This window comes from Streptococcus pseudopneumoniae (assembly GCF_001076775.1).
GTDB lineage: Bacteria > Bacillota > Bacilli > Lactobacillales > Streptococcaceae > Streptococcus > Streptococcus pseudopneumoniae_G.
The window spans coordinates 1-26,027 of the sequence record NZ_JVGV01000029.1; the positions used below are offsets into that span (position 1 = coordinate 1).

Consider the following 26,027-nt stretch of genomic DNA (forward strand, 5'->3'; position numbering starts at 1 on the left):
CCGTACTCAAGTACAGCCTGCGGCTAGTTTCCTAGTTTGCTCTTTGATTTTCATTGAGTATAATAATTCAAAACTGATTGTGATGGGACTATTCTAGCTTTAGAATTGCTCAAAAATTAACATTTAAGGCAATCAATGGCTTAGAATAGTACGAAAACATTTAGTTTATAGGAATTCTAGGTCTAGAATTACATAGATATTTATGAAGTTAGGGTGTTCGATAGTCAGGATTGTTCTATTCTGAAAGATTTGGGCTGTCAATTGTATAGGATAGTGTTTTACCAATGAATTTTGTTGAAAGATTCCTTGTTTTATGGTAGTCTAAAGTAAAAGAAAGCCTTATCATTATATTTGTATCTTTAATCTGACTTGGTTTAGGTCTAGAAGAAGGATAGATCTTTTTGGGATTTTTAATAACAATTATATTTTCACTTGCAAAAAATGTATTTCAACTTTACCTAATGTAAAAGAAGGAAATATCATGAAACGTTTATGACTTGTTGTAAAGAGAATGTGAGCTAAAAATGGATTCTCTTTACATATTAGGAGTAGGTAGATGAGTAATCTAGAGTCAATTCGTAAAGCGCATATCATCGTGTGGGGTGCCTATCTATTTTTATCATTAAGGGCGCCGCTAATTAGCAGCACAGAGTATTTCTTGCTTATTTTTTTAGCATTTCTCTACTCAATAGTATCGTTACCTATATATTCTGTGAAGAATAAAATAGTATCCATTTGTTTGGCTATAAACTCGATTCTGTTAATGAGTTTTCCAATTTTAATCAATAAATTTTTCCCAGGAAAGGTTTCTACTTATATCGTATTAATCAGTATTTTTGTCCTGGAGTTCTTAATCTTTAATAAAATTGGTAGAGATTTTGATACTAGATTAGCTAGCGAGTATAGGAAAATCAGTCAGTTTAAAAGTAAGATGTCTCAATCTCCTTGGATAAAATATTTAGAGATTTCTAGTTTTATATTAACTATATTTCCATTTATTCTTCATGGTACAGTTGATAATCGTGTATTGGCTCTTATATTTTTGATAAAAATTTGTGTAGATACTACGATAAAGATTCTATTAAACAGAATCTTTAAGACAAGTGAGGTAATGAAAAGGAGGATATTTTCTCTTTTTGTACTAGATTTGATTGTCTTTTTATTTTTAGGCTATGTTTTAGTGATACAAAAAGACGAATATCTGTTTTCAATTCTACTAATTTTTTCTAATTTCTCACTTCCCTTTATCAGAGAAAAAGAGTATGAGTTATTTAAAAATAAGAAGTGAGATAAATACTTTTCTTTCAAATCAGGTAGAGAAAAGATATCTTATCTAGTTGACGAAGAGATAAAAACGAAGTTCTTTCTTTTGGGATAAATGTTACAGTAAACATAGCAATTGCTTATTTTATGGGAGACCCAACATGTTTCAACTAAGTGATAAAGCCAGAATAATATTTGCTATTATAGGAGCAAGTTCCATATTAGTCAGCATGTATCTTATTCCTCTTATTAAAACTGAGAATAAATTTTGGGAAATACTTTTATTTATATTAGGTGTATTACTAATTGGAATTGCGTTACTAAGTCATAAAAAAATTAAATTTTGGAAATAGCGTTAGTGAGAAGGACAGGATAATAGTATTATGATGGTTGTTTTAATTTTGATGGTTGTGGTATATCTGTATTATGTAATTACAGAGTATTTTCAGAATAGTTATATTGACTGTATACTATTTCTAACATTGCTGATTTCTCATTTGATATGGGATTACTATTTTTTGCCCATTGAAGTTTTAGTGGCATTAAGTGGAGTAAATTTGCTGTCAAGATTATTCAAAAAAATGAGAAGTCAATAGATTTGTTAGTGGATTATAAAGATGAAAGGTAAAATTGGGATATTTAAAATGAAACATTTTTTTGCAGGAATTGGTGAGATAAGATTTAGTAGTTATCTATTGTCTCTATGTGTAGGACTAGCCCCTCTTTTTCATATCTATGTAATAGGCTCTGAAATGAGTTTTTTGAAAATAGTATTATCTATTTTGGGAGTCATATTTGTAGGTATTTTAACTATTGCTCGAATTTATAGAAGATTTTTCTATAATAAAAATAAACTTGACTAGAATAGTATGGATTAGTTAATCAATTGGAACGATTATTCTTTGTGATACTATACCACTTTTAAGTTTTTACATTAAACAGCTGGCTGAAGTGAAAGTTGTTTATCTTAGAAAGGAAAACACCAAATTGTCCTACAAATTTCTACTCTTCGACCTCGACCACACCTTGCTTGATTTTGATGCTGCTGAGGATGTGGCTTTAACGCAACTTCTAAAAGAAGAAGGAGTTGCAGATATTCAGGCTTATAAAGACTATTATGTTCCTATGAACAAGGCTCTCTGGAAGGACTTGGAGCAAAAGAAAATCAGTAAACAAGAGCTGGTTAACACGCGCTTTTCTTGTTTATTTGCTCATTTTGGAGAGGAAAAAGACGGTAGTTTTCTAGCCCAGCGTTACCAATTTTACCTCGCCCAACAGGGGCAAACTTTTTCAGGTGCTCATGAACTTTTAGATAGCCTCATCGAGCGTGATTATGACTTGTATGCTGCGACAAATGGAATAACTGCCATTCAGACAGGGCGTTTAGCTCAATCTGGTCTAGCACCTTATTTCAATCAAGTCTTTATCTCTGAACAGTTGCAAACACAAAAGCCTGATGCCCTCTTTTATGAAAAAATGGGGCAGCAGATTGTAGGTTTTAGCAAAGAAAAGACGCTGATGATTGGAGATTCCCTAACTGCCGACATTCAAGGTGGTAATAATGCGGGGATTGACACTATCTGGTACAACCCTCATCACCTCGAAAATCACACACAAGCCCAACCGACTTACGAAGTCCATTCTTACCAAGACTTGCTGGATTGTTTAGATAAACTGTAAAAAGTGGTTTCCATAGCCACTTTTTGCTATAATAGAGGCAGTAAAAACGAAGGAGTTGGCTATGGAACACTCGTCTTGGCATGCTTTGATTAAGGCACAATTACCTGAGGGTTATTTTGGGAAAATCAATCAGTTTATGGAGCAGGTTTATGGTCAGGGGACTGTTTATCCACCCAAGGAAAAGGTTTTTCAGGCTCTCTTGACCACACCCCTAGAAAACGTTAAGGTGGTGATTCTGGGACAGGATCCCTATCACGGGCCAGGTCAAGCGCAGGGCTTGAGTTTTTCTGTACCGGACTCTATCCCAGCTCCACCATCCTTGCAAAATATCTTGAAAGAATTGTCAGATGATATCGGGGTTAAGAAATCTCATGATTTGACAGCTTGGGCTGAGCAAGGAGTCTTGCTTCTTAATGCTTGTTTGACAGTTCCTGCTGGACAGGCCAATGGTCATGCTGGTCAGATATGGGAGCCTTTTACGGATGCTGTGATTCAGGTGGTCAATCATCTAGATAGACCAGTCGTTTTTGTACTCTGGGGAGCTTATGCACGTAAGAAGAAGGCCTTAGTTACCAATCCTCATCACTTGATTATCGAATCAGCCCATCCTAGTCCTTTGTCAGTTTATAGAGGATTTTGGGGTTCCAAGCCTTTTTCCAAGGCCAATGCATTCTTAGAAGAGACAGGACAAGAGCCAATCGATTGGCTTAGATAAGGAGAAAATATGCCTCAGTTAGCGACGATTTGCTACATTGATAACGGTAAAGAACTACTCATGCTCCACCGTAATAAGAAGCCCAATGATGTTCATAAAGGCAAATGGATTGGTGTGGGTGGTAAGCTAGAGCGTGGTGAGACTCCACAGGAATGTGCAGTGCGTGAAATCCTTGAAGAAACAGGGCTTAAAGCTAAGCCAGTTCTAAAAGGCATTATCACTTTTCCTGAATTCACGCCAGATTTAGACTGGTATACCTATGTTTTTAAAGTAACGGAGTTTGAGGGTGACTTGATTGACTGCAATGAGGGGACGCTTGAATGGGTTCCTTATGATGAAGTTTTGAGCAAGCCTACTTGGGAAGGTGATCACACCTTTGTTGAATGGCTTTTAGAGGACAAACCCTTCTTTTCAGCCAAGTTTGTTTATGATGGGGATAAATTATTGGATACTCAAGTTGATTTTTATGAATAAAGGAGAAAGCAGATGCTAGTAATCAAAAACGGTCGTGTAATGGATCCTAAGTCTGGCTTGGATCAAGTGTGTGATGTCTTAGTTCAAGATGGGAAAATTGTAAAAATTGCTCCGGAAATCAAGGAAGAAGGAACAGATGTGCTTGATGCTACTGGTCTAGTAGTTGCTCCAGGCTTGGTAGATATTCATGTTCATTTCCGTGAACCTGGTCAGACCCACAAGGAGGATATCCATACTGGTGCCCTAGCAGCCGCTGCAGGTGGTTTTACAACTGTTGTCATGATGGCTAATACTAGTCCAACCATTTCAGACGTAGAGACCTTGCAAGAAGTTCTACAGTCAGCTGCCAAGGAAAAAATCAATGTCAAGACGGTTGCGACCATTACTAAGAACTTTAATGGCCAAGACTTGACTGATTTTAAGTCGCTTTTAGAAGCGGGTGCTGTTGGTTTTTCTGATGACGGTATTCCGCTTGAAAGCAGTAAAGTGGTCAAGGAAGCCATGGAAGAAGCCAAAAAGCTCAAGACCTTTATCAGTCTTCATGAGGAAGATCCAGGTTTGAATGGGATTCTTGGGTTTAATGAAAACATTGCTAAAAAACATTTCCATATCTGCGGTGCGACTGGGGTAGCTGAGTATGCTATGATGGCGCGGGATGTCATGATTGCCTATGCAACTAAGGCTCATGTTCATATTCAGCATTTGTCTAAGGAAGAAAGTGTTAAAGTAGTGGAGTTTGCTCAGGGGCTAGGTGCGCAAGTCACAGCAGAAGTAGCGCCACAGCATTTTTCTAAGACCGAAGCACTTCTTTTGACACATGGTAGCAATGCCAAGATGAATCCGCCACTTCGTTTGGAATCAGACCGTCGTGCCGTTATCGAAGGTCTCAAATCAGGCGTCATCACAGTTATCGCGACTGACCACGCACCTCACCATGCAGATGAGAAAAACGTTGAGGATATTACCAAAGCGCCATCTGGTATGACTGGTTTGGAAACATCTCTTTCTCTCGGTTTAACTTATTTGGTGGAAGCTGGGGAGTTGAGCTTGATGGAATTACTTGAAAAAATGTCATATAACCCAGCCAAACTTTATAACTTTGAAGCAGGTTACTTGGCTGAGAATGGTCCAGCAGATATCACTATTTTTGATGCTAAGGCTGACCGCCTTGTGGACTCCCATTTTGCTTCGAAAGCAGCCAACTCACCATTCATCGGTGAAACCTTAAAAGGGCAGGTTAAATATACCATCTGTAAGGGACAAATTGTCTATCAAAACTAGGTGGGAGTCTGCTCTGTAAACAAAAAAATAGAGAGCCTATATGTACCAAACCCATCATTTTAAAGACAAATTTATCTTATTTTTAAAGATATTTTTCCCTATCCTGATTTATCAATTTGCCAATTATTCTGCATCCTTTGTTGATACGACTATGACTGGCCAATACAATACCATGGAGTTGGCTGGTGTGTCTATGGCAACCAGTATTTGGAATCCTTTCTTTACCTTTCTAACAGGTATTGTGTCAGCCTTGGTGCCCATCATTGGTCACCATCTTGGGCGAGGCAAAAAGGAAGAGGTTGCGTCTGATTTTTACCAGTTCATCTATCTGGCCTTGGGCCTATCCGTGGTCTTGCTGGGGATGGTGCTTTTCTTGGCGCCACCAATCTTGAATCATATCGGACTAGAAGCGTCGGTGGCGGCAGTAGCGGTTCGCTATCTCTGGTTTTTATCTATCGGGATTATCCCTTTATTGCTTTTTAGTGTTATTCGTTCCTTGCTGGATTCGCTGGGCTTGACCAAACTGTCCATGTACCTCATGCTTTTGTTACTTCCTCTCAATAGCGGATTTAACTATCTCTTGATTTACGGGGCCTTTGGTGTTCCAGAATTAGGGGGTGCGGGCTCTGGTTTAGGTACTTCCTTGGCTTATTGGGTTTTGCTTGGAATTTCTGTTCTGGTTTTATTTAAACAGGAGAAGCTCAAAGCCTTACATCTTGAGAAACGAATTCCACTTAATATGGATAAAATTAAGGAAGGAGTTCGCTTAGGTCTGCCTATTGGGGGAACTGTCTTTGCGGAAGTGGCTATCTTTTCCGTGGTTGGCTTGATTATGGCTAAGTTTTCGTCCTTGATTATCGCTAGTCACCAGTCAGCTATGAATTTTTCATCTCTCATGTATGCTTTCCCTATGAGTATCTCATCGGCTATGGCTATTGTCGTTTCCTATGAAGTTGGAGCCAAGCGATTTGATGATGCGAAAACCTATATTGGTCTAGGAAGATGGACTGCCCTCATTTTTGCGGCCTTCACCTTATCTTTTCTTTACATTTTTAGGGGAAATGTGGCCAGTCTTTATGGGAACGACTCAGAATTTATCGATTTGACAGCGCGTTTTTTGACTTACAGCCTTTTCTTCCAGTTAGCAGATACCTTTGCGGCCCCCCTTCAGGGAATTTTGCGGGGGTATAAGGATACAGTGATTCCTTTTTACCTTGGTTTGGTTGGCTATTGGGGCGTAGCAATCCCAGTGGCTATGCTATTTGATTCCCTAACAGATTTTGGAGCTTATTCTTACTGGATCGGCTTGATTATTAGTCTAATTGTGAGTGGGGTTCTCTACCGTTGGCGTTTAACTGTGATTATGAAGAGATTTGAATCTGTAGAAAAATCTAAACGCTAAAAAGTTTGTGAAAAAATATTCTTTATAAGTAAATCCCTTGTTTTCATGGGGTTTTCTTTTTTATTTTGTGAAATTTTCTTTAGAAAAACTTTGACAGTATTTGCCAAAAACGGTAAAATAGTAAGGTAAGAAGAAACTTAGAAAGGCAAGAAGATGTTAACTTTAGATAAAAATCTTTTGCTAGAGATGTTCCGTAAGATGGAAGAAATCCGTCGTATGGACTTAAAAATTGCACAATTAGTAAAGAAAGGGAAAGTGCCAGGAATGACGCACTTTTCTGTTGGAGAAGAGGCAGCTAACGTGGGTGCTATGTTGGCTCTCAATCCAGATGATTTGATCACATCAAACCACCGTGGTCACGGACAAGCTATTGCCAAAGGGATTGACCTCAACGGAATGATGGCTGAAATCCTTGGTAAATACACTGGAACCTGTAAAGGTAAAGGTGGATCTATGCATATCGCCGACCTTGATGCTGGTAACCTAGGTGCCAATGGTATCGTAGGTGGTGGTATGGGAATCGCTGTTGGTGCAGCCCTCAGTCAGCAAATGCAACATACTGGAAAAATCGTTGTCTGCTTCTTTGGAGATGGTGCGACTAACGAAGGTGTTTTCCACGAAGCAGTGAACATGGCTTCTATCTGGAACCTGCCAGTCATTTTCTATTGCATTAACAACGGTTACGGTATCTCTGCGGATATCAAGAAAATGACCAATGTAGAACATATCCATCAACGTAGCGCCGCTTATGGAATTCCTGGAATGTTCATCGAAGATGGAAACAATGTCATCGACGTCTACGAAGGATTTAAGAAAGCTGTAGACCATGTTCGTGGTGGCAATGGTCCAGTCTTGATTGAAAGTGTAACTTATCGCTGGCTTGGTCACTCATCATCTGACCCAGGTAAATATCGTACACGTGAAGAAGTGGAATTGTGGAAACAAAAAGATCCAATCGAAAACCTCCGCAAGTACCTCATTGAAAACACTATTGCAAGTGCCGAAGAATTGGAAGAAATCCAAGCGCAAGTAAAGGAAGCAGTAGAAGCTTCTGTTAAATTTGCAGAGGAAAGTCCATTCCCACCGCTTGAATCAGCATTTGAAGATATTTACGCAGACTAAGGAGAAAGAGATAAAATGGAAACAAAAACAATGTCCTTCCGTGACACCATTATCCTTGCTATGTCTGAGGAAATGCGTCGCGATGAAAATGTATTCTTGATGGGAGAAGATGTTGGTGTCTTCGGAGGAGACTTCGGTACTTCTGTCGGAATGCTTGAAGAATTTGGTCCAGAACGTGTTCGTGATTGTCCGATTTCTGAAGCTGCCATCTCTGGAGCTGCAGCAGGAGCAGCCATGACAGGACTTCGCCCAATCGTCGATATGACCTTTATGGACTTCTCGGTTATTGCCATGGACAATATTGTCAACCAAGCCGCTAAAACACGTTATATGTTTGGTGGTAAAGGTCAGGTTCCAATGACTGTTCGATGCGCTGCTGGTAATGGAGTGGGTTCTGCAGCCCAGCACTCGCAATCTCTAGAGTCTTGGTTTACTCACATTCCAGGACTTAAGGTTGTAGCGCCAGGTACACCTGCGGACATGAAAGGATTACTTAAGTCTTCTATCCGTGATAATAACCCTGTTATCATTCTTGAGTACAAGTCAGAATTTAACCAAAAAGGGGAAGTACCAGTTGATCCAGACTACACAATCCCACTAGGAGTTGGGGAAATCAAACGCGAAGGTACAGATGTAACAGTTGTTACTTATGGTAAAATGCTTCGTCGTGTGGTTCAAGCTGCTGAAGAATTGGCAGAAGAAGGCATCTCTGTAGAAGTCGTTGACCCACGTACATTGGTACCGCTTGATAAGGATATTATCATCAATTCTGTTAAGAAGACTGGTAAGGTTGTTCTGGTCAACGATGCTCACAAAACAAGCGGCTATATCGGCGAGATTTCAGCTATTATTTCAGAGTCAGAAGCATTTGACTATCTAGATGCACCAATCCGCCGTTGCGCAGGAGAAGATGTGCCAATGCCTTACGCGCAAAACCTAGAAAATGCAATGATTCCAACAGTTGAAAGCATTAAAGATGCCATTCGTAAAACATATAATAAAGAATAGAATTACATAAGATAAGTTATGTAAAATAACGGTTGTTTTTAACTTTAGTAACTTGAGATGCGTGTTGTATCCAAGTTGCTTGTAGAGTTGAACACGGGCTAAAAGCTCGGAAAAAAGATAAATCTCCTTGGCTTCATCGAATCCATCGTCGATTTCCTATTTTTCAGTCGCTTTTAACGCCCTTAGTATCATTTAATTGAATTCGGACGGAGGTCTTCGAAAAAAAGATAGATTTCCTTGTGTTCATCGAACACATCGTCAATCTCCTATTTTTTCATTGCCCTCTTCGTCCTTAATATCTTAGTATAGAATTGGAGAGGTCATGGCTGATGACAAGCTAAGAGCGACTCCTGCGGCTAGAAAGTTAGCGGATGATTTAGGGATCAACCTTTACGACGTTTCTGGCTCAGGTGCAAACGGTCGTGTCCACAAAGAAGACGTGGAAACTTATAAAGACACAAACGTGGTTCGCATTTCGCCACTTGCAAAACGAATTGCCCTCGAACATAATATTGCTTGGCAGGAAATCCAAGGAACGGGTCATCGTGGTAAAATCATGAAGAAGGACGTTTTAGCCTTGCTTCCTGAAAATATCGAAAACGATACCATCAAGTCTCCTGCCCAGATTGAAAAAGTGGAAGAAGTTCCAGATACTATCACTCCTTATGGTGAAATTGAGCGTATCCCGATGACACCAATGCGTAAGGTTATTGCCCAACGTATGGTTGAATCTTACCTAACTGCTCCAACCTTCACCCTCAACTATGAAGTTGATATGACTGAAATGTTAGCTCTTCGTAAGAAGGTTCTGGAGCCAATCATGGAAGCAACTGGGAAGAAGACTACTGTAACAGACCTTCTTTCGCTTGCGGTTGTTAAGACTCTTATGAAACACCCATACATCAACGCTTCATTGACAGAAGATGGCAAGACCATTATCACTCATAATTACGTCAATCTTGCGATGGCAGTTGGTATGGATAATGGGTTGATGACACCAGTTGTTTACAATGCTGAAAAACTAAGCTTGTCAGAGTTGGTCGTAGCCTTCAAAGACGTCATTGGACGTACCTTAGATGGTAAATTGGCTCCAAGCGAACTGCAAAATTCAACCTTCACAATCAGTAACTTGGGAATGTTTGGTGTTCAGTCCTTTGGTCCTATCATTAACCAACCAAACTCAGCTATCCTTGGTGTGAGTTCGACAATTGAGAAGCCAGTTGTCGTCAATGGTGAGATTGTGATTCGCCCTATCATGAGCCTAGGATTAACCATTGACCACCGTGTTGTAGATGGTATGGCCGGTGCTAAGTTTATGAAGGACTTGAAAGAATTGATTGAAAATCCAATCTCAATGTTGATTTAAGAACAAGAGTATTCATTTTTAAGATATAGATAAAGGAAGGAAGACATGGCCTTAGAAGTAATTATGCCAAAAGCCGGCGTGGATATGACAGAAGGACAAATCGTCCAATGGAATAAAAAAGTCGGAGAATTTGTAAAAGAAGGAGAAATCCTTTTGGAAATCATGACTGATAAAGTCAGTATGGAATTGGAAGCCGAAGAAGATGGGTACTTGATTGCTATCCTTAAAGGGGACGGTGAAACAGTTCCTGTAACGGAAGTTATCGGTTACCTCGGAGAAGAAGGGGAAAATATCCCAACAGCTGGATCCGCAGCACCAGAAGCTAGCCCAGTACCTGCAGCAAGTGCCTCAAACGATGATGGTAAGAGCGATGATGCTTTTGATATCGTTGTGATTGGTGGAGGTCCTGCTGGTTATGTTGCAGCCATTAAAGCTGCCCAACTCGGTGGTAAGGTTGCCCTTGTTGAGAAATCTGAACTTGGTGGAACCTGCTTGAACCGTGGATGTATCCCAACTAAGACCTATCTTCACAACGCTGAAATTATCGAAAACATCGGTCATGCCGCAAACCGTGGTATCGTAATCGAAAATCCAAACTTCACTGTAAATATGGACAAACTCCTTGAAACCAAGTCTAAGGTTGTCAATACTTTGGTTGGAGGAGTTGCAGGTCTTCTTCGTAGCTATGGAGTTTCTGTTCATAAGGGAATTGGTACCATCACTAAAGACAAGAACGTCTTGGTAAATGGTTCTGAGTTACTTGAAACCAAGAAAATCATCCTTGCTGGTGGTTCAAAAGTCAGCAAGATTAACATCCCTGGTATGGAATCTCCACTTGTGATGACTAGTGACGACATTCTTGAAATGAACGAAGTTCCAGAGAGTCTTGTTATCATCGGTGGTGGTGTTGTCGGTATCGAACTTGGTCAGGCCTTCATGACATTTGGTTCAAAAGTGACTGTTATCGAAATGATGGACCGTATAGTTCCAGCTATGGATGCGGAAGTTTCTAAGAACCTTCGCTTGATCCTTGAACGTAAAGGAATGACCATCTTGACTGGTACTAAACTGCAAGAAATCATCGAGGAAAATGGTCAACTTCGTATCAAGGTTGAAGGAAAAGACGATATCATCGCAAATAAAGCTCTTCTTTCAATCGGTCGTGTGCCAGACCTTGAAGGTATTGGCGATGTTGAGTTTGAATTGGATCGTGGTCGCATCAAGGTCAACGAATACATGGAAACTTCTATTCCAGGTATCTACGCACCAGGTGATATTAATGGTACTAAGATGTTGGCTCACGCAGCTTTCCGTATGGGTGAAGTTGCCGCTGAAAATGCCCTTAAAGGAAATCATGCTGTTGCCAAATTGAATTTGACTCCTGCAGCTATCTACACTCTTCCTGAAGTAGCAGCAGTAGGTTTGACAGAAGAACAAGCCCGTGAGAAATATGATGTTGCCATCGGTAAGTTCAACTTTGCTGCTAACGGTCGTGCCATTGCCTCAGATGCAGCTCAAGGTTTCGTTAAAGTCATCGCAGATAAGAAATACGGGGAAATCCTTGGTGTTCATATCATCGGTCCTGCAGCTGCAGAATTGATCAATGAGGCATCTAGCATTATCGAAATGGAAATCACTGTTGAAGAAATGCTGAAGACTATCCACGGACACCCAACCTACTCTGAAGTGATGTACGAAGCATTTGCGGATGTTTTAGGAATGGCTATCCATTCACCTAAGAAAAAATAAAACGAAGATAGAATAGACTGGAAAATATCTTTCCAGTCTCTATCGTATAAAGGGATATCATGAAATACATTATCAATCATTCAAACGACACTGCCTTTAATATTGCCTTGGAAGAATACGCCTTTAAACACCTTTTGGATGAGGATCAAATCTTCCTACTTTGGATTAACAAGCCATCTATCATTGTTGGTCGTCACCAGAATACCATCGAAGAAATCAACCGTGATTATGTTCGAGAAAATGGTATTGAGGTGGTCCGCCGTATCAGCGGTGGTGGAGCTGTTTACCACGATTTAAATAACCTCAACTACACGATTATCTCAAAAGAAGATGAAAACAAGGCTTTTGACTTCAAGAGCTTCTCAACTCCGGTTATCAATACCCTGGCTCAACTTGGGGTTAAAGCTGAGTTCACAGGTCGTAATGACTTAGAGATTGATGGTAAGAAGTTCTGTGGCAATGCCCAAGCCTATATCAATGGCCGTATCATGCACCACGGTTGCTTGCTCTTTGACGTTGATTTGTCAGTCCTAGCAAATGCCCTCAAGGTTTCAAAGGATAAATTTGAATCAAAAGGGGTGAAATCTGTTCGTGCTCGTGTCACCAATATTGTCAATGAACTACCAGAAAAAATCACAGTCGAAGAATTCCGTGATTTACTCTTGGAATACATGAAAAAAGAGTACCCAGAGATGACTGAATACGTTTTTTCTGATGAAGAATTAGCTGAAATTAACTGTATCAAAGATACTAAGTTTGGTACTTGGGACTGGAACTACGGTAAATCACCTGAATTTAACGTCCGTCGTGGAACAAAATTCACTAGTGGTAAGGTGGAAGTCTTTGCTAACGTTACTGAATCAAAAATCCAAGACATCAAGATTTATGGTGACTTCTTTGGTATTGAAGACGTTGCTGCAGTAGAAGATGTTCTTCGTGGAGTGAAATACGAACGCGAAGATGTTCTTAAGGCGCTAGAAACCATTGATATCACACGCTACTTCGCTGGTATTAGCCGTGAAGAAATCGCTGAAGCGGTAGTTGGATAAACCAAAAAGAAGTTGGTTGTAGGACCAGCTTCTTTTTTAAAATCATATATTACATAATTTAATTTATGTATTTTATAAACTATCTAGAGCATTCTTTTGTTCATCATTAACGATATGGGTATAGAGGTCAGTGACTTGTGTGCTGGCATGTCCTAACTGGTGACTGACCAAAACTTGAGATTTAGTGGCATCATAGAGCCTAGTTGCTAGAGTATGTCGTAGTTTATGAGGTGTTACACGGACTTTGAAGTCCTCAGAGTACTTAGCAACCATTTTTTCAACGCTAGAAGCATCGATACGATTCGGGACACCTCGGTATAAGGTCAGAAAGAGCGCTGTGTCTGTCTTTTCCGTTTTATAGCGTTGATTTCGAATGGCCAGATAATTTTCTAGATAAGGTTTGGCAAAGGCAGCGACATTGACAGAGTCACGTTTGCCCCCTTTTCTAGTGACATCGATAACCATCATTTTTAGATTGAGATCTCTTAGATCCAGATTAACAGCTTCAGATAAGCGGACACCAGACGCCAAGAGAAGGGCAATAATGGACAAATCACGTTCTTTATTTTTGTTGAATGATGAGAGAGCGCGATTTGAAAGTTGTTGTGGGTACTCTTGGTCAATATAAGCTAGAAAACCTTCTGTTTCATCACCTAAAAAGAGTTTTTGCTTGATGTTTTCAGCTCTTGCAGCAAGCGTTTCTTTCTTTTTCTTTGTCGAAACTTTCTTCATTACATTACGATAGAAATAAGGTTCCCCCTGGTCGTTTTCGACTTCCTCGGTTAGATACTTATAAAGACTGGAAAGAGCTGACAAGGTTCGGTTGATAGTTGTCTGAGAAACTCCTTGCTTGGTTGTATTAGCATTCAGCAAAGGACGTTCTCGAAGATAAAGGATAAAAGATTCCATGTCTTTCTTAGACATATTTTCCAAGACAGGTAAAGGAATATCAGATATTTTATCGACGTTTGAGATACCAGACTCTAAAACCCAGCTGAAAAATCGATCATATTCCTTGAGGTATTCGTACAAGGTTGTAAAACTGTAAGGAACAGCAAGCTTAGATTGGTAGTATTCCAGAACATACCAGGGCATGATTTGTTTTAGTTTGTCGATTCGTTCCAGTAAAATCTCACGTTTCATGTATTTTCTCCATAAATAAGTCTACTAGTAGTATAGCATAGACTTATTTATTTTTCAAGAAAATTATAGTTTTTCGGAAAGATGTAGCAAGAAACTTAAAACAGTAGTCCAACTTTTTTATAAAAGTTTTAATAACCAAAACATAACTAAAAATTTTTTTCGTTCAAAATTGCCTAAAATGTACCTTATCAAAGTAAAAACTGGAATTTTTTCAAATGTACACTGTAACAAAAGTGAAATTCAAAACCTTATTAAATCAATGTTTTTAGGCTTGCAAGGGGTTTAAAAGGGGCTGATTTTGTACATTACGCATCTAAGCTACTGAATCAAAAAATGTACTTTATCTTGCCTTAAAATAAAGTACATTTCAATTATAAAGTACATTTTTCAAAGAGTGTACATTACGTCTTAAACTCAGTCGCATCAAAGGTTTATCCACTGTCTAAGGAAAAGTACAAAAATTTCCAGTTTTAATTTTTTTTGTTTAAAATTGTCTAAAATGTACATTATTAAAGTGAAAAATGGAATAGTCAACAGAATGAAGAAAATAATTAAAGAACTCACCCACTAAACTTCTGACTTGATTATAGTCTTATTTTTACCAAAGTTCAATTATTTGTATGTGAAATATCTTATCTGTAAAAAATAACCGATCTCATTGCTGAGAATCGGTTTTCTAATATATTTAATTAAGAGTTTATTTTTACATAACACAAATTATGTAAAAACTCCTACAACAACAAATCTTTGACTTTCCCAATTTCACTTTTTGGAATCACTAGATGAATCATATCTCCGAGATACATTCTGGTTGAGCCGTTAACTGTTTGGCTCTTGCCATTATGGACTTGGGTGGTGATGAGTACGTTATGTGGCAAGTTGAGTTCGTGTACTTGCTTTCCTGCTATTTTATCTGAAACAGGGATTTCAATGAGAGTGACTTCTCCTTCATCTGTCGCTTCTTCTGGCAGCATTTTTTCCAACATAGCCTCATAGACTGGTGCACCCTTGAGTAGATCCATGATGATGTAGGCGACCAAGGTTACTAATCCAAGTGGCATGAGGTTGCGAATATCTCCTACCATCTCGGTTACTAGAATCATAGCTGTTAAGGGAGCTTTAGAAATCGCTCCAAAATAGCCACTCATTCCCAGAATGACAAATATAGGAAACTGCTCTTGACTTACAAGTCCGAGATTGACACAAATAACACCAACTAGAGCCCCAAGTAAGGAGCCAAGTGCTAAAATTGGTAGGAAAATTCCTCCTGGAAGGCCGCTTCCATAGCTAATCATGCTCCAAACAAAGCGAATCAAAAAGTACGCTAATAGAACTTGAAAACTAAAATCTTGCTCAGTTAAGGAAAGAACCAGCTGATTTCCACCACCAAGGATTTGGGGTAAGAAGATTCCGACTGGTATGATGAGAATAAAAGCCATAATTGGATAATAAGCTTTATCCAAACGTATTTTTTGACCAAGCCAATCATAAACTCTGCCGACGTTTAATACAGCTTTCTCATAGACAAAACCGGAAAGTCCTAGAAAAATTCCCATAAGGAGGTAAATCCAATACTGATCCAAGGTCATGAGAGGGATATTATCAGGCATGTCTAGTACTGGCGTTAGACCAAATATGAGCAGAGAAACAAAGTTTGCTACGAGACTAGCAGCCAAGGTAGAAACCCAGAAAAATCGTGAAAAATGATGGTAGACTTCTTCCACTACAAAGAGAAGTCCTGCAATCGGAGCATTAAAGGCTGCGGCTAATCCTGCTGCAGCTCCACTAGCAATCAAGGAGCGTTCCTCTACTGGACTTGATTTGAGCCATTTGGCAATTCCTTTACCCCCAACCGCTCCAAGTTGAATACTGGGTCCCTCTCGCCCCAGCATAAGTCCACTTGCAATAGCAAGAATTCCTAGAATATATTTTTTCCAAAGAACTCCCCACCAGTTGAGAGTCATGAGTCCCTTTAATTCTGCTTCGACTTGAGGGATTCCTGAGCCTTTGATATCTTTTTCTGATCGAGTTAATTTCGCACTGAGCCAACAAACTATTAAATAAAATAGACCAATGATAAAAAGATTGCGCACTAGATGCGCTTGATCTTGATAAAGTCCTTGTATCAGGTGGAAGCCTTTTTCGATTAAGAAACGAAAGGATCCAACTATAATTCCAACAACGAGACCAACAATGATTCCTCGTCCAACTTGGGATAATATGGTGCTTGAGGCAAAGGCAAATTCTTTCTTGGAGCTGAGTGTTTCTGACTGTTCCTCCATAATCAATCCTTCTAACTTAACTTTCTTTTTCTCCTGAAACCAGTGATTTAACGGGTTCAAAACTTGTTCGGTGAATTGGGGTAACTCCTAGTTTTTCGAGGCCTTCCAGGTGTTTAGTTGTTCCATATCCTGCATTAGTAGCGAAATCATAGCCGGGAAATTGCCGGTCGAATTCCTTCATCAATTCATCACGTGTCACCTTGGCTACTATAGAAGCCGCTGCAATTGAAAGGGAATTGGCATCTCCTTTGATGATAGATGTTTGTGAAATGGGTAATTCCAACTTCATGGCATCTATCAAAAGGTGCTCAGGTTGAGGACTGAGCTGGGAGATTGCTTCCTTCATGGCCAGTTTGGTTGCTTCATAGATATTGACTTGGTCGATGACTCTATTATCCATGATACCAATGCCGATTGATAATGCTTGATCTTGAACGGCTTGATAAATTTCTAGATGTTTCTTTTTAGGAATTTTCTTGCTGTCGTTGAGGCCTCTAATCTTACAATTTTGAGGTAAAATAACAGCTGCAGCGACTACAGGACCAGCAAGAGGACCACGACCAACCTCATCAACACCTGCAATTAAGGTCAATCCTTGCTTATAAAGTTCTTTTTCATAGGAAAGCATGGATTCCAAACGAAGATCCTCATCCAATTCTGCCTGAATGGCTTTTTTACGCTTGCTTATTTCCTTTAGAACTCCAGAACGATTATCCTGCTCGAGTTCTAAAAAAATAGGGTTATCTAAGTCCTTGACAGTAGCAAGGAGTTCTTTGATTTCTTTAATCGTCGCCATCGAGGTCTTCCAATGTATCTAAGGTATAGTTACCAAGTTTGCCGTCGCGGACTTCCTTCACGAAGAGACTGTAAAAGCGGTCATAGTCGTCACGGAAACCGAGGGCACGTGTCATATCCATAATAATAACAGGCGCTTCTTCCTCAATTTTCATTTGTTTGAAGCGTTCAGCCAGCTTTTCTGGATAATGTTCTTTGAAATAATTCAGACCAAAAATGGTTACCTCGTCCATAGGAAGCAACTGGTCTTTGATAGCTCCAGTCAAGGCCAACTTAAGCGCAACAGTTTCATCCTCAAACTTAGGCCAAAGAATACCCGGTGTATCCAAGATTTCCAGGTCTTTATTTGTTTTGAGCCATTGTTGTCCCTTGGTAACCCCTGGTTTATTGCCGACAACGGCAATTTTCTTACCAGCCAAACGGTTCATGAGAGTAGATTTACCAGCATTTGGAATCCCGATAATCATAGTACGCAAGGTTTCAGTCTTGATACCACGTTCTTTCTGGCGAGCAATCTTATCAGCCATGAGTTTTTTGGCCGCATCTGTTACAACTTTTACAGTCACTTGCTCTTTGGAGTTGATAGCTAACGTCTGGATTCCTTGTGATTCAAAATATTGACGCCATTCCTTGGTCATTGCTGGGTCGGCCAAGTCCGCCTTGTTTAAAATCAAGAGTTTTGGTTTGTCACCAACAATCTTAGTCAACATAGGATTTTGACTAGACAGAGGTAAGCGTGCATCAACCAAAATCGTCACAAAATCTACAAATTTTAAATTTTCCTGAACCTGTCGACGTGCTTTAGACATATGACCAGGAAACCATTGAATAGTAGCCATTGAGTTTTTTCCTTTCATAGCAAGGGTTTAGAGCCCCTATTTTATTATCGTTTGAACATAGAAAGTTTTCAAATGAATGATGTTCAAACAGTTCTTGTTTTATGACATAGAAATCTACTTTATATTATATCATGACTTCCTTATTTTGTCCGCTTTTGTTTCTGGATAAAATGGTGTTCAAACTATTAAATCATAATAAAAAAATTAGAGAAGACATGTTTGTCCTCTCCATCAACTTTTTATTACTCGTCAAATAATTTTTCCAACTGTCTAGTTGCTGATTCAATCTCGTAGCCGTTTTCATCTATCAGCTGTTTCGCCTTTTCTGTATCAAGCTCTCGATGATCTCTGACCGACAAAATCTTATCTGCCCATTTTTCAAGAGAATCTTTCAAAGACAGGCTGTTGTCATAGTTATCTAGTATTCTTGCATCTGGTAGATGATTTGCTGTTACAACAGGTAATCCATTGGCTTGCGCTTCAATGAGTACAATCGGTAATCCCTCAAAATTAGATGGAAAAAAGAAAACATCTAGAAGATTTAGCATTTTTCCGACATTAGTGGTCAATCCTGTAAAGATGACTTTGTCTACTACTCCATATTCTTTTGCCACATTTTCTAAAAATGCAGTATCTCCTCTTCCAATAAATACTAGACGAGAATTTGGTTCTTTTTTGACGATTTCAGAAAAGACCTTCACACAAAAACTTTGATTTTTTTGTTTTTCATATAGACGAGAAACTTGCCCTACAACAAAACAATCTTCTGGAATACCATATTCTTTACGAAGTTGAACTTGCTTTTCTTGGTTATATATAAACTTTTCTACCTCAATGGCATTATGAATCACTAAAGCTTTTTCTCTTTCTTGACCATGATAAAAATGGTTCAATGCTTCTGTTCCGCAGGCCCAATAATCTGTCGCATATTTGCCGACAAAAAGACGATTGACTGGATGAACAAAGCGATAAAATTTATCTGCTGTCGCACAATGTCCATGGACAATTCTTTTTTCTATCCCATATTTTTTTGCCAATTTTAAAAATTCTAGATGAGTCAAGCCATTTTGATTGGACCATAAAATATCATAACGGTGAGCATTTTTCTTAAAAAAATCATCCCATTCTTTTAAGGCTTGCTTGATATGAGGTCTTAACTTGGGGATTCTATGAACGACTAGAGGATTGCGACAAAGCTTTTTAAAATGATCACTAAATTCAACATCTTCAGGACCTTGTAGTAAAAATTCCAGTTCAAATTCAGAGGTATCAATATGGTTATAAAAATCTAGAACAATTTTTTCCAAGCCACCAACATCTGGAACCAGACCACAAACCAATATTCTTTTCATTGATTTCTCCTTATTTTTTTAACTTTAATACTTTTTGAATCATCAGAATGATTTGTCTACCGCCTTCATGATTTCTAAATAGGAAAACGTAGACCCCCAATACTGTCAAATAAAGGACGATTTTGATGATCAAACCAAAAATGAAATCTAGCTGAGTTAAGAGGTAGTTATCCAGTAAACTCAAAAGTAGGAAGCTTATCCCTGCAACTGAGAAATCTTGTAACAATGTTTTAAAGAAGTCCTTTGAGGAAGCTTTCAATCCATACTTAAAGGCGCTATAGGGTTCATACCATGTACAGGTCAAGACTGTTGAACAAATCGTACCCAATAAAATTCCAGCTACTCCTAAATCTAAAATCGCTAAAAAGTAGAGTGAAAGGGAAATATTTAATAAAATCTCGACGATAACTTTTTTATTTTGCTCATAACTTAAGCCATAAACTGAAATCAACGTTAGAATCGGTCTTCTATAAAAAGTTAGGAAAAAATGAAGGACAATCAAAATCTCAACTGTATGATTAAATGAAAAATTTTCCCCTAACCAGATGATCATAAATGGATGAATGAACATTAAATAGCCTAAGCTAGCAAAATAAATCAGGCTAAAAGCAATAAATTGGTATTTTTTTAGGAATTTAACCGTATCTGCTACTGTCGTAGATTCCGAATGGACTAAGTTACCTACGGAAGAAACAACTGAATTGATCACAGTATTTAAAATCAATGAAAGAAATCCTAAAACATAGGTATAATTCCCATAAATACCAATAGCTGCTAAGCTAACAAAACTTGCCATTAGAATACTATCTGTTTGAAAAACAATCGTTTCTCCAATACTACCGACTATATTTCCTTTGATATTTCGGATAAATTTTTCTTTTTCCTCCTGATTAATGGGTGTTATCTCATTCTTAAACAAGTAACCATACAATCTATCAACAATCCCCGACATGATGATATTCCCTATAAAATTCATCATGATACTGATCAATAGATAAAAGATATAATTTTTGGTAAAGAATAAAATTCCGATTTGCAAGCATACACGAAGCGTATTTAATCCAAAGTCAATCAAAGTCATCATATAATTACGCTGATCGACATAAAGCAAGGTTCGTTTATAGGAGAAAAAATAGCTGGAAGCTGAGTTAAATACAAAGAGGAAAAAAATCAAATATACTTCACTATTTACCGTATAATCCTTTATCATATAAGGAAGAAATAAAGAAAGTATAGCACCCAGTATAAAAATAGAAAAGCCAATGATTATATATAATTTTTTGAAAAGAATCATAAAAGCATTGATTTTTCCATGTTCTTCTCTGCCTAAGGGGTCATATAGTGCATAGCTCATGGCTCCAGCAACCCCTAATTCTGCCAAAGACAGAATAGAAACTAAGCTAGACAAATAATTGTTTAATCCTAGATAGGTTACCCCAAGTAAATTGATAAAAATAGTTCGATTGATAAAGCCAAGAAGGACTTGAAAAGGTTGCAATGCCAGAGCAATACTTGTATTTAAGGTGGCAAATTCTGTTCTACTTTTTTTCGTGTATTTCATCTATTCCTTTAATTTTCCTTGTAAAAGTTGATCGAGATAACTTCCTGGAAGGACTTCTTCTTTCTTGATTTTATAAGTCGTTTTCAAAATCGGTGTTGTTTTTAATACTTCTTCCCATTCTTTTTCCTCAAAAAGATCATGGGCATGGTCTCTTAAAAACCAAACACGCTCAGCTGGTGCTAGAATCGGTAATCTATCCACTAAGTTTTCAAAATAAGGATTGCACTGATATTCGGACAAAATAAAATAATCCATCATCAGGTAATGAATAAAAACTGGGTATTTACGAACATAGTAAAGATATAAATCCCGAATATGTTTAAAATAAGGTTTGCCTTTTTTTCCTGCTAGAAAGAAACCTGCCCATTTAAAGTCACCGACAGTTCGTTCCATTTTTTCTGGCTGTAAGGGTGGATGATTCAGAGTAAAGAAGTCACCCTCAAACATTTCTAAAGTTGCATAGGGAGATACAAATAAGGTTGCATCCATCCAAATTCCACCGTATTGGTATAAGAGACTAAAACGAATAATATCTGAATAATGCGCAGCTGATAATTCTTTTTTCTTGTATTTTTCGGTGATGTCTATTGGAATATTGATGAAATCCGCCAGATTTTCATCCGTCAACAAATAGAATTCACAGTCATTTCTTTTGGCGAAATCTTTTATGGTCTTCATTGAAGCCTGGACTGTCTCAGGCATTTGAGCTTCTCCCTGTTGCCACATTGTCCAAATTATTTTCGGAAATTCTGTTGTTTCTTCCTCTTTTTCATTACTCGAATCAACTAGTTGTGCTTCTTTTCTTAATTTTAGTACAAAATCCAAAAGAATTTTTCTACGAAAATCATAGTACTTCGTCTCAGACTGTTGCGCAAGATAATAAGCTAGAGTTGGATTGAGACCATAACATTTTAGAATTGTATGATAGCGAGTGATTTTTTCTTGTAAGGTTTGGAATTTCATAAACGCTAAAATTTCCTTTCACATTTTTCTAAGGATGTTTTAAGAAAATACCCCTGACGGATTTTTTGGCCGGTTTTCTTGCTATTTTTAATCAATTCTTGATAATCTTTTTCATCTATTAAGTTTAAACAATCTGCAATTTCAAACAATGAATCAACAAGTATTCCACATTGATTATTCCTTACAAAATCAGCCAAAGCAGATTGGCTCCATACGATGATTGGAAAACCTGATGCTAAATATAAAGACGCTTTATGAGGATTATTAAGTTTTAAATATTCTCCATACATTCCACTACAAGTATGGGGGCTATCTCCATCCCAGACTAAGCCAAAACCTCCATGCAAGTGATTAGGAAGTTTATCAGGAGAAAAAGCACCTTGATAATGAACGTTGTAAGGAAGATTCTCCTCTTCAAAGTTAATACCATAAATAGAAAAATCTGGTTTTTGGGGTAATTGTCTTGCGTATTTTGTTTTCCGAATATCGAAATTTCCAGCAACTATAACCGTATTTTTCTCATAAATTTTCTTCTCTTTATAATTTGGAATCAAATAATCAAATATCTCTAATGAAACAATCTTCTCTTCCGGTATTCCTAATCGCACAAGTTCTGCTTTCATTTTTTCATTATGAGCGATAATACCATCTACTTTTTCAAGTACGGTTTTATTTTGTAAAAAATGGATAATAGAGTACTTGAAATCTGTAAATGAATTGATTGTTTTGTTTCTCAGGGACTCGATATCATGAATCAGCAAATAAGCTTTGAATGTTCTATTTTTCAAAAATCTCGTTAAAATTTGTTTTTTTAAGGAATGCCATAATAACGGAAATTGAAGAACTAATACATCATCTTTTGTCAAAGCGATGGGATTTGAATCATTATTTAGGGGAAAAGCCTGATATCCTGCTTCTACCATTATTTTTTCAGCATCTAATCTAGCTTTAGATCCTGCATGTTTGGCTTCTGCGTAAAATTCTTTTAAGTAATAATTCATACTACTTCAACCCTCTCCAAAATCTTTTTACAATATATTTTTCAAATCTCCATTGAATGGCTCCAATAACTCTTGAAATAAAGACAATATTTTGAGGGAATAAGCGATAGGCCCGCATTAATAATGATTTCCTTGAACTTTTAGCGTAACGATTCAAATATTCTACATATTTCTCTTGATAGGGATTTCCCTCAAATATACGATAGTCAACAACGTGCATCAAGACTAAATGAAATAAGCGACGCTGTACATATGGGAGTGAGTCAGCATTTCCTTCATATAGTTGCTCCACTTTATCACAAATCGTAAACAAATCCAAATTTTTCAAACTAAATTCGCGATTCATAATACTACCACGTCGTACACGATAATAATATCCTGTATAATCAATTTTCACCATTTTGTGTATATGCTTTAAAATTCCCATTCCTCCATACACATCTTCATAAAATAAACCTTCTAAAAATGGAAAATTGACAATCACTTGTCTTCGAAAAAGTTTAGCAACTGCATTCAAACGGACAATATTATCTTTACATAAAGAGACTAAAGCTTCTTTAGCATTTCCTTGAAAAATAATTTTGACATTCTCGGGAGAAGGGATTTCTATTTCTTTTTGATCATTTGTATACCAACATTCTACGATGTCCATTTCTTCTGAAGTCATGTGCTTTAATAATTGCTCCAACATATCGTCTTTAATGACATCATCACTGTCTACAAAAGTGATAAATTTGCCTTTAGATTCAGTCATACCACGATTACGAGCGCCACTTAATCCTTTATTTGCTTGATTGATTAAGTGAAAGCGAGGATCTTGTTGACAATAGCGCTCACAAATTTCTTGTGAATGATCCGTAGAACCATCGTTAACAAGTATTACTTCAATATTGCTATAAGTTTGACATTGAATACTATCTAAACATTCTTCCAGATACTCTTCAACATTGAAAACTGGTACAATGACACTAATCATAAATAGCCTCCTATTAAATTTTCCATTTTTTTCGAATGTCTAAATATCTTAAATACAAAGGATAATATAAATTAAAAAAATATTTTGGTGAATAACTATACCATCTTAATAGTTTACTAGATTTAAAAATATCTGATGATTTCTTAGCTATTTCAAAATAGTTATCAATTGCATCAACATATAACTGATAATATGGATGTCCAACTCTTATGTTATACTTTTTGAAATGTCCAATACCGACTAAAAATAACATATTCCCTACATAAGGTAACCAATTATCTTCTCTAAATTCCTCTAATAATTTTTCGCCAACCTTAAAAATATCAAGATTCTTTTCTGAATATGTCTGATTCATCGTACTAGAAGTATGATATCGATAATAATAACCAATATAGTCAATTTTTCTCATTTTATGAATATATTTTAAAGAGACGATTCCAGTATAAAAATCTTCATAAATTAAATTTTCTAAAAACGGAACTTTCTCCACTATTTTACGACGATAGAGTTTTGCGACAGGGCTCCAATTTACTCCATGATTAAAACATTGGTATAACGCTTCATTTGAATCCAATTCTTTAACATCAATTTCTTTTCCTTCGGAATTTAAACAATGAATATCCTCGGTTATATTACATTCTACAATATCAATTCCATCAAACATATGCTTATTTAATTGCGACAACAAATCAAACTTTACTATATCATCACTATCAATAAAAACAATGAATTCTCCTGTAGACTCAGCAACGCCTCTATTTCTTGCAATACTCTGCCCTTGGTTTTCCTGATTTATTAAGTGAAAACGAGTATCTTTCCTACAATATTCTTCACAAATTTCTTTTGAATTATCAGTAGATCCATCATTAACTAATATAACTTCAAAATTTGTATAAGTTTGTTTTTGGATACTTTCTAAACATTCTTTCAAATAGGATTCCACATTATAAACAGGTACAATTATACTAATCATTTTTGTTCATAGGCTCCTTCAGTTATAGTTTGTGAATCAACATTTTAAAATTATTCCATATTTTATCAATAAACTGATATACTGGATGAGTAATTATTGTAAAATATTTAGGTGCCATTAAATAAAGTCTTAGTAAACGGTATTTACAAACAACTTCTTGAGATTGCTTTGCAATAAAAGCACACTCTCTGATAAAATTTTCATATAAATCAACATAAGGGCTCCTCCTCGTGATTCCATCTCTTTGATAATGGCTAAGTCCAAGATAAAACATAAAGTATCCAATATACGGTAATAAATATCCATCATCTTGGAAAGATTCGATTAATTTATTTCCTACTGTAATAATATCTAAATTTTTCTCATTAAATGCTTGGGTCATAGTACTATTCGGACGAACTCGGTAATAATAACCTGCTAAATCAACGACAATTATTTTACGAATATGTTTTAAATAATTGATTCCTGTATAAAGATCTTCGTAAATATATCCCTCTAAAAATGGAACTTTTTCAACAATTTCTCTTCTATATAGCTTGGTAAAAACACAATACTTTACTTCTTTATAGCCAATACAATTAAGAATTGCTTCTGTTGATTTTCCTTCAAATATAATTCTGTTAGGTTCATTTTTTAATAATTCTTCTTTAATTTTAGTACTTTTGCATTCTACGATATCTACATCCGCCTTCATATAGGAGAATAATACTTCTACTATATTCTCTTTCACAACATCATCACTATCGACAAACATGATGTATTCGCCCATGGATTCTTTCACACCACGATTTCTGGCTACACTTTGACCTTGATTCTTTTGATTAATCAATCGGAAGCGATTATCTGTTTGGCAAAAATGCTCACAAATAGCTTGGGAGCCATCTGTAGAACCATCATTGACTAAAATGACTTCGATATCTTGATAGGTTTGCTTTCGAATACTCTCTAGACATTCTTCCAGATATTCTTCCACGTTATAAACTGGAACGATTACGCTAATCATTTTCCTCTTTCCCTCTTGAATGATACTGTT

At 37.2% G+C, this 26,027-nt stretch carries 25 protein-coding genes; 14 read left to right on the top strand and 11 right to left on the bottom strand.

Annotated features, from left to right (window positions below):
• The first annotated feature begins 556 nt into the window (after positions 1 to 556).
• The 14 genes from ADJ60_RS08600 (at position 557) to ADJ60_RS08665 (ending at position 13,109) form a co-directional block, all read left to right on the top strand.
• Positions 557 to 1,288: a hypothetical protein gene (locus tag ADJ60_RS08600; protein ID WP_049544586.1), complete on the top strand. Its 732-nt coding sequence runs from the start codon at positions 557 to 559 to the stop codon at positions 1,286 to 1,288.
• Positions 1,289 to 1,424: 136 nt separating this feature from the next.
• A complete protein-coding gene (locus ADJ60_RS08605; RefSeq protein ID WP_049544587.1) occupies positions 1,425 to 1,616 on the top strand; it encodes a hypothetical protein in 192 nt (63 codons plus the stop codon).
• 30 nt (positions 1,617 to 1,646) lie between these two features.
• A complete protein-coding gene (locus tag ADJ60_RS11785) occupies positions 1,647 to 1,859 on the top strand; it encodes a hypothetical protein (protein WP_049544588.1) in 213 nt (70 codons plus the stop codon).
• Between the two features lie 48 nt (positions 1,860 to 1,907).
• Positions 1,908 to 2,126: a hypothetical protein gene (locus ADJ60_RS11790; protein ID WP_049544636.1), complete on the top strand. Its 219-nt coding sequence runs from the start codon at positions 1,908 to 1,910 to the stop codon at positions 2,124 to 2,126.
• Between the two features lie 124 nt (positions 2,127 to 2,250).
• The gene (locus ADJ60_RS08620; protein ID WP_049544589.1) at positions 2,251 to 2,943 is read left to right on the top strand and encodes a YjjG family noncanonical pyrimidine nucleotidase; all 693 of its coding nucleotides are present in this window, start codon (positions 2,251 to 2,253) and stop codon (positions 2,941 to 2,943) included.
• A gap of 61 nt (positions 2,944 to 3,004) precedes the next feature.
• Positions 3,005 to 3,658: a uracil-DNA glycosylase gene (locus ADJ60_RS08625; RefSeq protein WP_049544590.1), complete on the top strand. Its 654-nt coding sequence runs from the start codon at positions 3,005 to 3,007 to the stop codon at positions 3,656 to 3,658.
• A gap of 9 nt (positions 3,659 to 3,667) precedes the next feature.
• On the top strand, positions 3,668 to 4,132 hold the full coding sequence (locus tag ADJ60_RS08630; protein WP_049544591.1) for an NUDIX hydrolase: 465 nt from the start codon (positions 3,668 to 3,670) through the stop codon (positions 4,130 to 4,132).
• A gap of 12 nt (positions 4,133 to 4,144) precedes the next feature.
• Entirely contained in the window at positions 4,145 to 5,413 is a 1,269-nt protein-coding gene (locus tag ADJ60_RS08635) for a dihydroorotase (RefSeq protein WP_049544592.1), read from the top strand.
• 40 nt (positions 5,414 to 5,453) lie between these two features.
• Entirely contained in the window at positions 5,454 to 6,815 is a 1,362-nt protein-coding gene (pdrM, locus tag ADJ60_RS08640) for a sodium-coupled multidrug efflux MATE transporter PdrM (protein ID WP_049491424.1), read from the top strand.
• 153 nt (positions 6,816 to 6,968) lie between these two features.
• Positions 6,969 to 7,937, top strand: coding sequence for a thiamine pyrophosphate-dependent dehydrogenase E1 component subunit alpha (locus ADJ60_RS08645; RefSeq protein WP_049544593.1), 969 nt, complete (start codon positions 6,969 to 6,971; stop codon positions 7,935 to 7,937).
• A gap of 15 nt (positions 7,938 to 7,952) precedes the next feature.
• On the top strand, positions 7,953 to 8,945 hold the full coding sequence (locus ADJ60_RS08650) for an alpha-ketoacid dehydrogenase subunit beta (protein ID WP_049544594.1): 993 nt from the start codon (positions 7,953 to 7,955) through the stop codon (positions 8,943 to 8,945).
• Positions 8,946 to 9,267: 322 nt separating this feature from the next.
• Entirely contained in the window at positions 9,268 to 10,311 is a 1,044-nt protein-coding gene (locus ADJ60_RS08655; RefSeq protein ID WP_049544595.1) for a dihydrolipoamide acetyltransferase, read from the top strand.
• A gap of 45 nt (positions 10,312 to 10,356) precedes the next feature.
• Positions 10,357 to 12,060: a dihydrolipoyl dehydrogenase gene (gene lpdA, locus ADJ60_RS08660; RefSeq protein WP_049544596.1), complete on the top strand. Its 1,704-nt coding sequence runs from the start codon at positions 10,357 to 10,359 to the stop codon at positions 12,058 to 12,060.
• 59 nt (positions 12,061 to 12,119) lie between these two features.
• Positions 12,120 to 13,109 carry a lipoate--protein ligase gene (locus ADJ60_RS08665; RefSeq protein ID WP_049544597.1) on the top strand — a complete coding sequence of 330 codons (990 nt, stop codon included), beginning with the start codon at positions 12,120 to 12,122 and terminating at the stop codon, positions 13,107 to 13,109.
• Positions 13,110 to 13,181: 72 nt separating this feature from the next.
• On the opposite strand, the gene xerS is transcribed toward ADJ60_RS08665, so the two are convergent.
• From xerS to ADJ60_RS08720, 11 genes are all read right to left on the bottom strand, one after another.
• The gene (xerS, locus tag ADJ60_RS08670; RefSeq protein ID WP_049544598.1) at positions 13,182 to 14,252 is read right to left on the bottom strand and encodes a tyrosine recombinase XerS; all 1,071 of its coding nucleotides are present in this window, start codon (positions 14,250 to 14,252) and stop codon (positions 13,182 to 13,184) included.
• A gap of 731 nt (positions 14,253 to 14,983) precedes the next feature.
• Positions 14,984 to 16,534, bottom strand: coding sequence for a ClC family H(+)/Cl(-) exchange transporter (locus ADJ60_RS08675; RefSeq protein ID WP_049544599.1), 1,551 nt, complete (start codon positions 16,532 to 16,534; stop codon positions 14,984 to 14,986).
• Between the two features lie 16 nt (positions 16,535 to 16,550).
• Positions 16,551 to 17,330, bottom strand: a complete 780-nt coding sequence (locus tag ADJ60_RS08680) for a ribonuclease HII (RefSeq protein WP_049544600.1) — start codon at positions 17,328 to 17,330, stop codon at positions 16,551 to 16,553.
• The gene (gene ylqF / locus ADJ60_RS08685; RefSeq protein ID WP_049544601.1) at positions 17,317 to 18,168 is read right to left on the bottom strand and encodes a ribosome biogenesis GTPase YlqF; all 852 of its coding nucleotides are present in this window, start codon (positions 18,166 to 18,168) and stop codon (positions 17,317 to 17,319) included. Before ylqF ends, ADJ60_RS08680 begins: the two co-directional genes overlap by 14 nt.
• 242 nt (positions 18,169 to 18,410) lie before the next feature.
• Positions 18,411 to 19,520: a glycosyltransferase gene (locus ADJ60_RS08690; protein WP_049544602.1), complete on the bottom strand. Its 1,110-nt coding sequence runs from the start codon at positions 19,518 to 19,520 to the stop codon at positions 18,411 to 18,413.
• Between the two features lie 10 nt (positions 19,521 to 19,530).
• Positions 19,531 to 21,081, bottom strand: coding sequence for a lipopolysaccharide biosynthesis protein (locus ADJ60_RS08695; RefSeq protein WP_049544603.1), 1,551 nt, complete (start codon positions 21,079 to 21,081; stop codon positions 19,531 to 19,533).
• Positions 21,082 to 22,044: a capsular polysaccharide synthesis protein gene (locus tag ADJ60_RS08700; protein ID WP_049544604.1), complete on the bottom strand. Its 963-nt coding sequence runs from the start codon at positions 22,042 to 22,044 to the stop codon at positions 21,082 to 21,084.
• A gap of 5 nt (positions 22,045 to 22,049) precedes the next feature.
• On the bottom strand, positions 22,050 to 23,045 hold the full coding sequence (locus ADJ60_RS08705) for a galactofuranosyltransferase (protein ID WP_049544605.1): 996 nt from the start codon (positions 23,043 to 23,045) through the stop codon (positions 22,050 to 22,052).
• 1 nt (position 23,046) lies between these two features.
• Positions 23,047 to 24,021: a glycosyltransferase family 2 protein gene (locus ADJ60_RS08710; protein WP_049544606.1), complete on the bottom strand. Its 975-nt coding sequence runs from the start codon at positions 24,019 to 24,021 to the stop codon at positions 23,047 to 23,049.
• A gap of 13 nt (positions 24,022 to 24,034) precedes the next feature.
• Positions 24,035 to 24,994 carry a glycosyltransferase family 2 protein gene (locus tag ADJ60_RS08715; protein ID WP_049544607.1) on the bottom strand — a complete coding sequence of 320 codons (960 nt, stop codon included), beginning with the start codon at positions 24,992 to 24,994 and terminating at the stop codon, positions 24,035 to 24,037.
• 22 nt (positions 24,995 to 25,016) lie between these two features.
• The gene (locus ADJ60_RS08720) at positions 25,017 to 25,997 is read right to left on the bottom strand and encodes a glycosyltransferase family 2 protein (RefSeq protein WP_049544608.1); all 981 of its coding nucleotides are present in this window, start codon (positions 25,995 to 25,997) and stop codon (positions 25,017 to 25,019) included.
• Between the last annotated feature and the right edge of the window lie 30 nt (positions 25,998 to 26,027).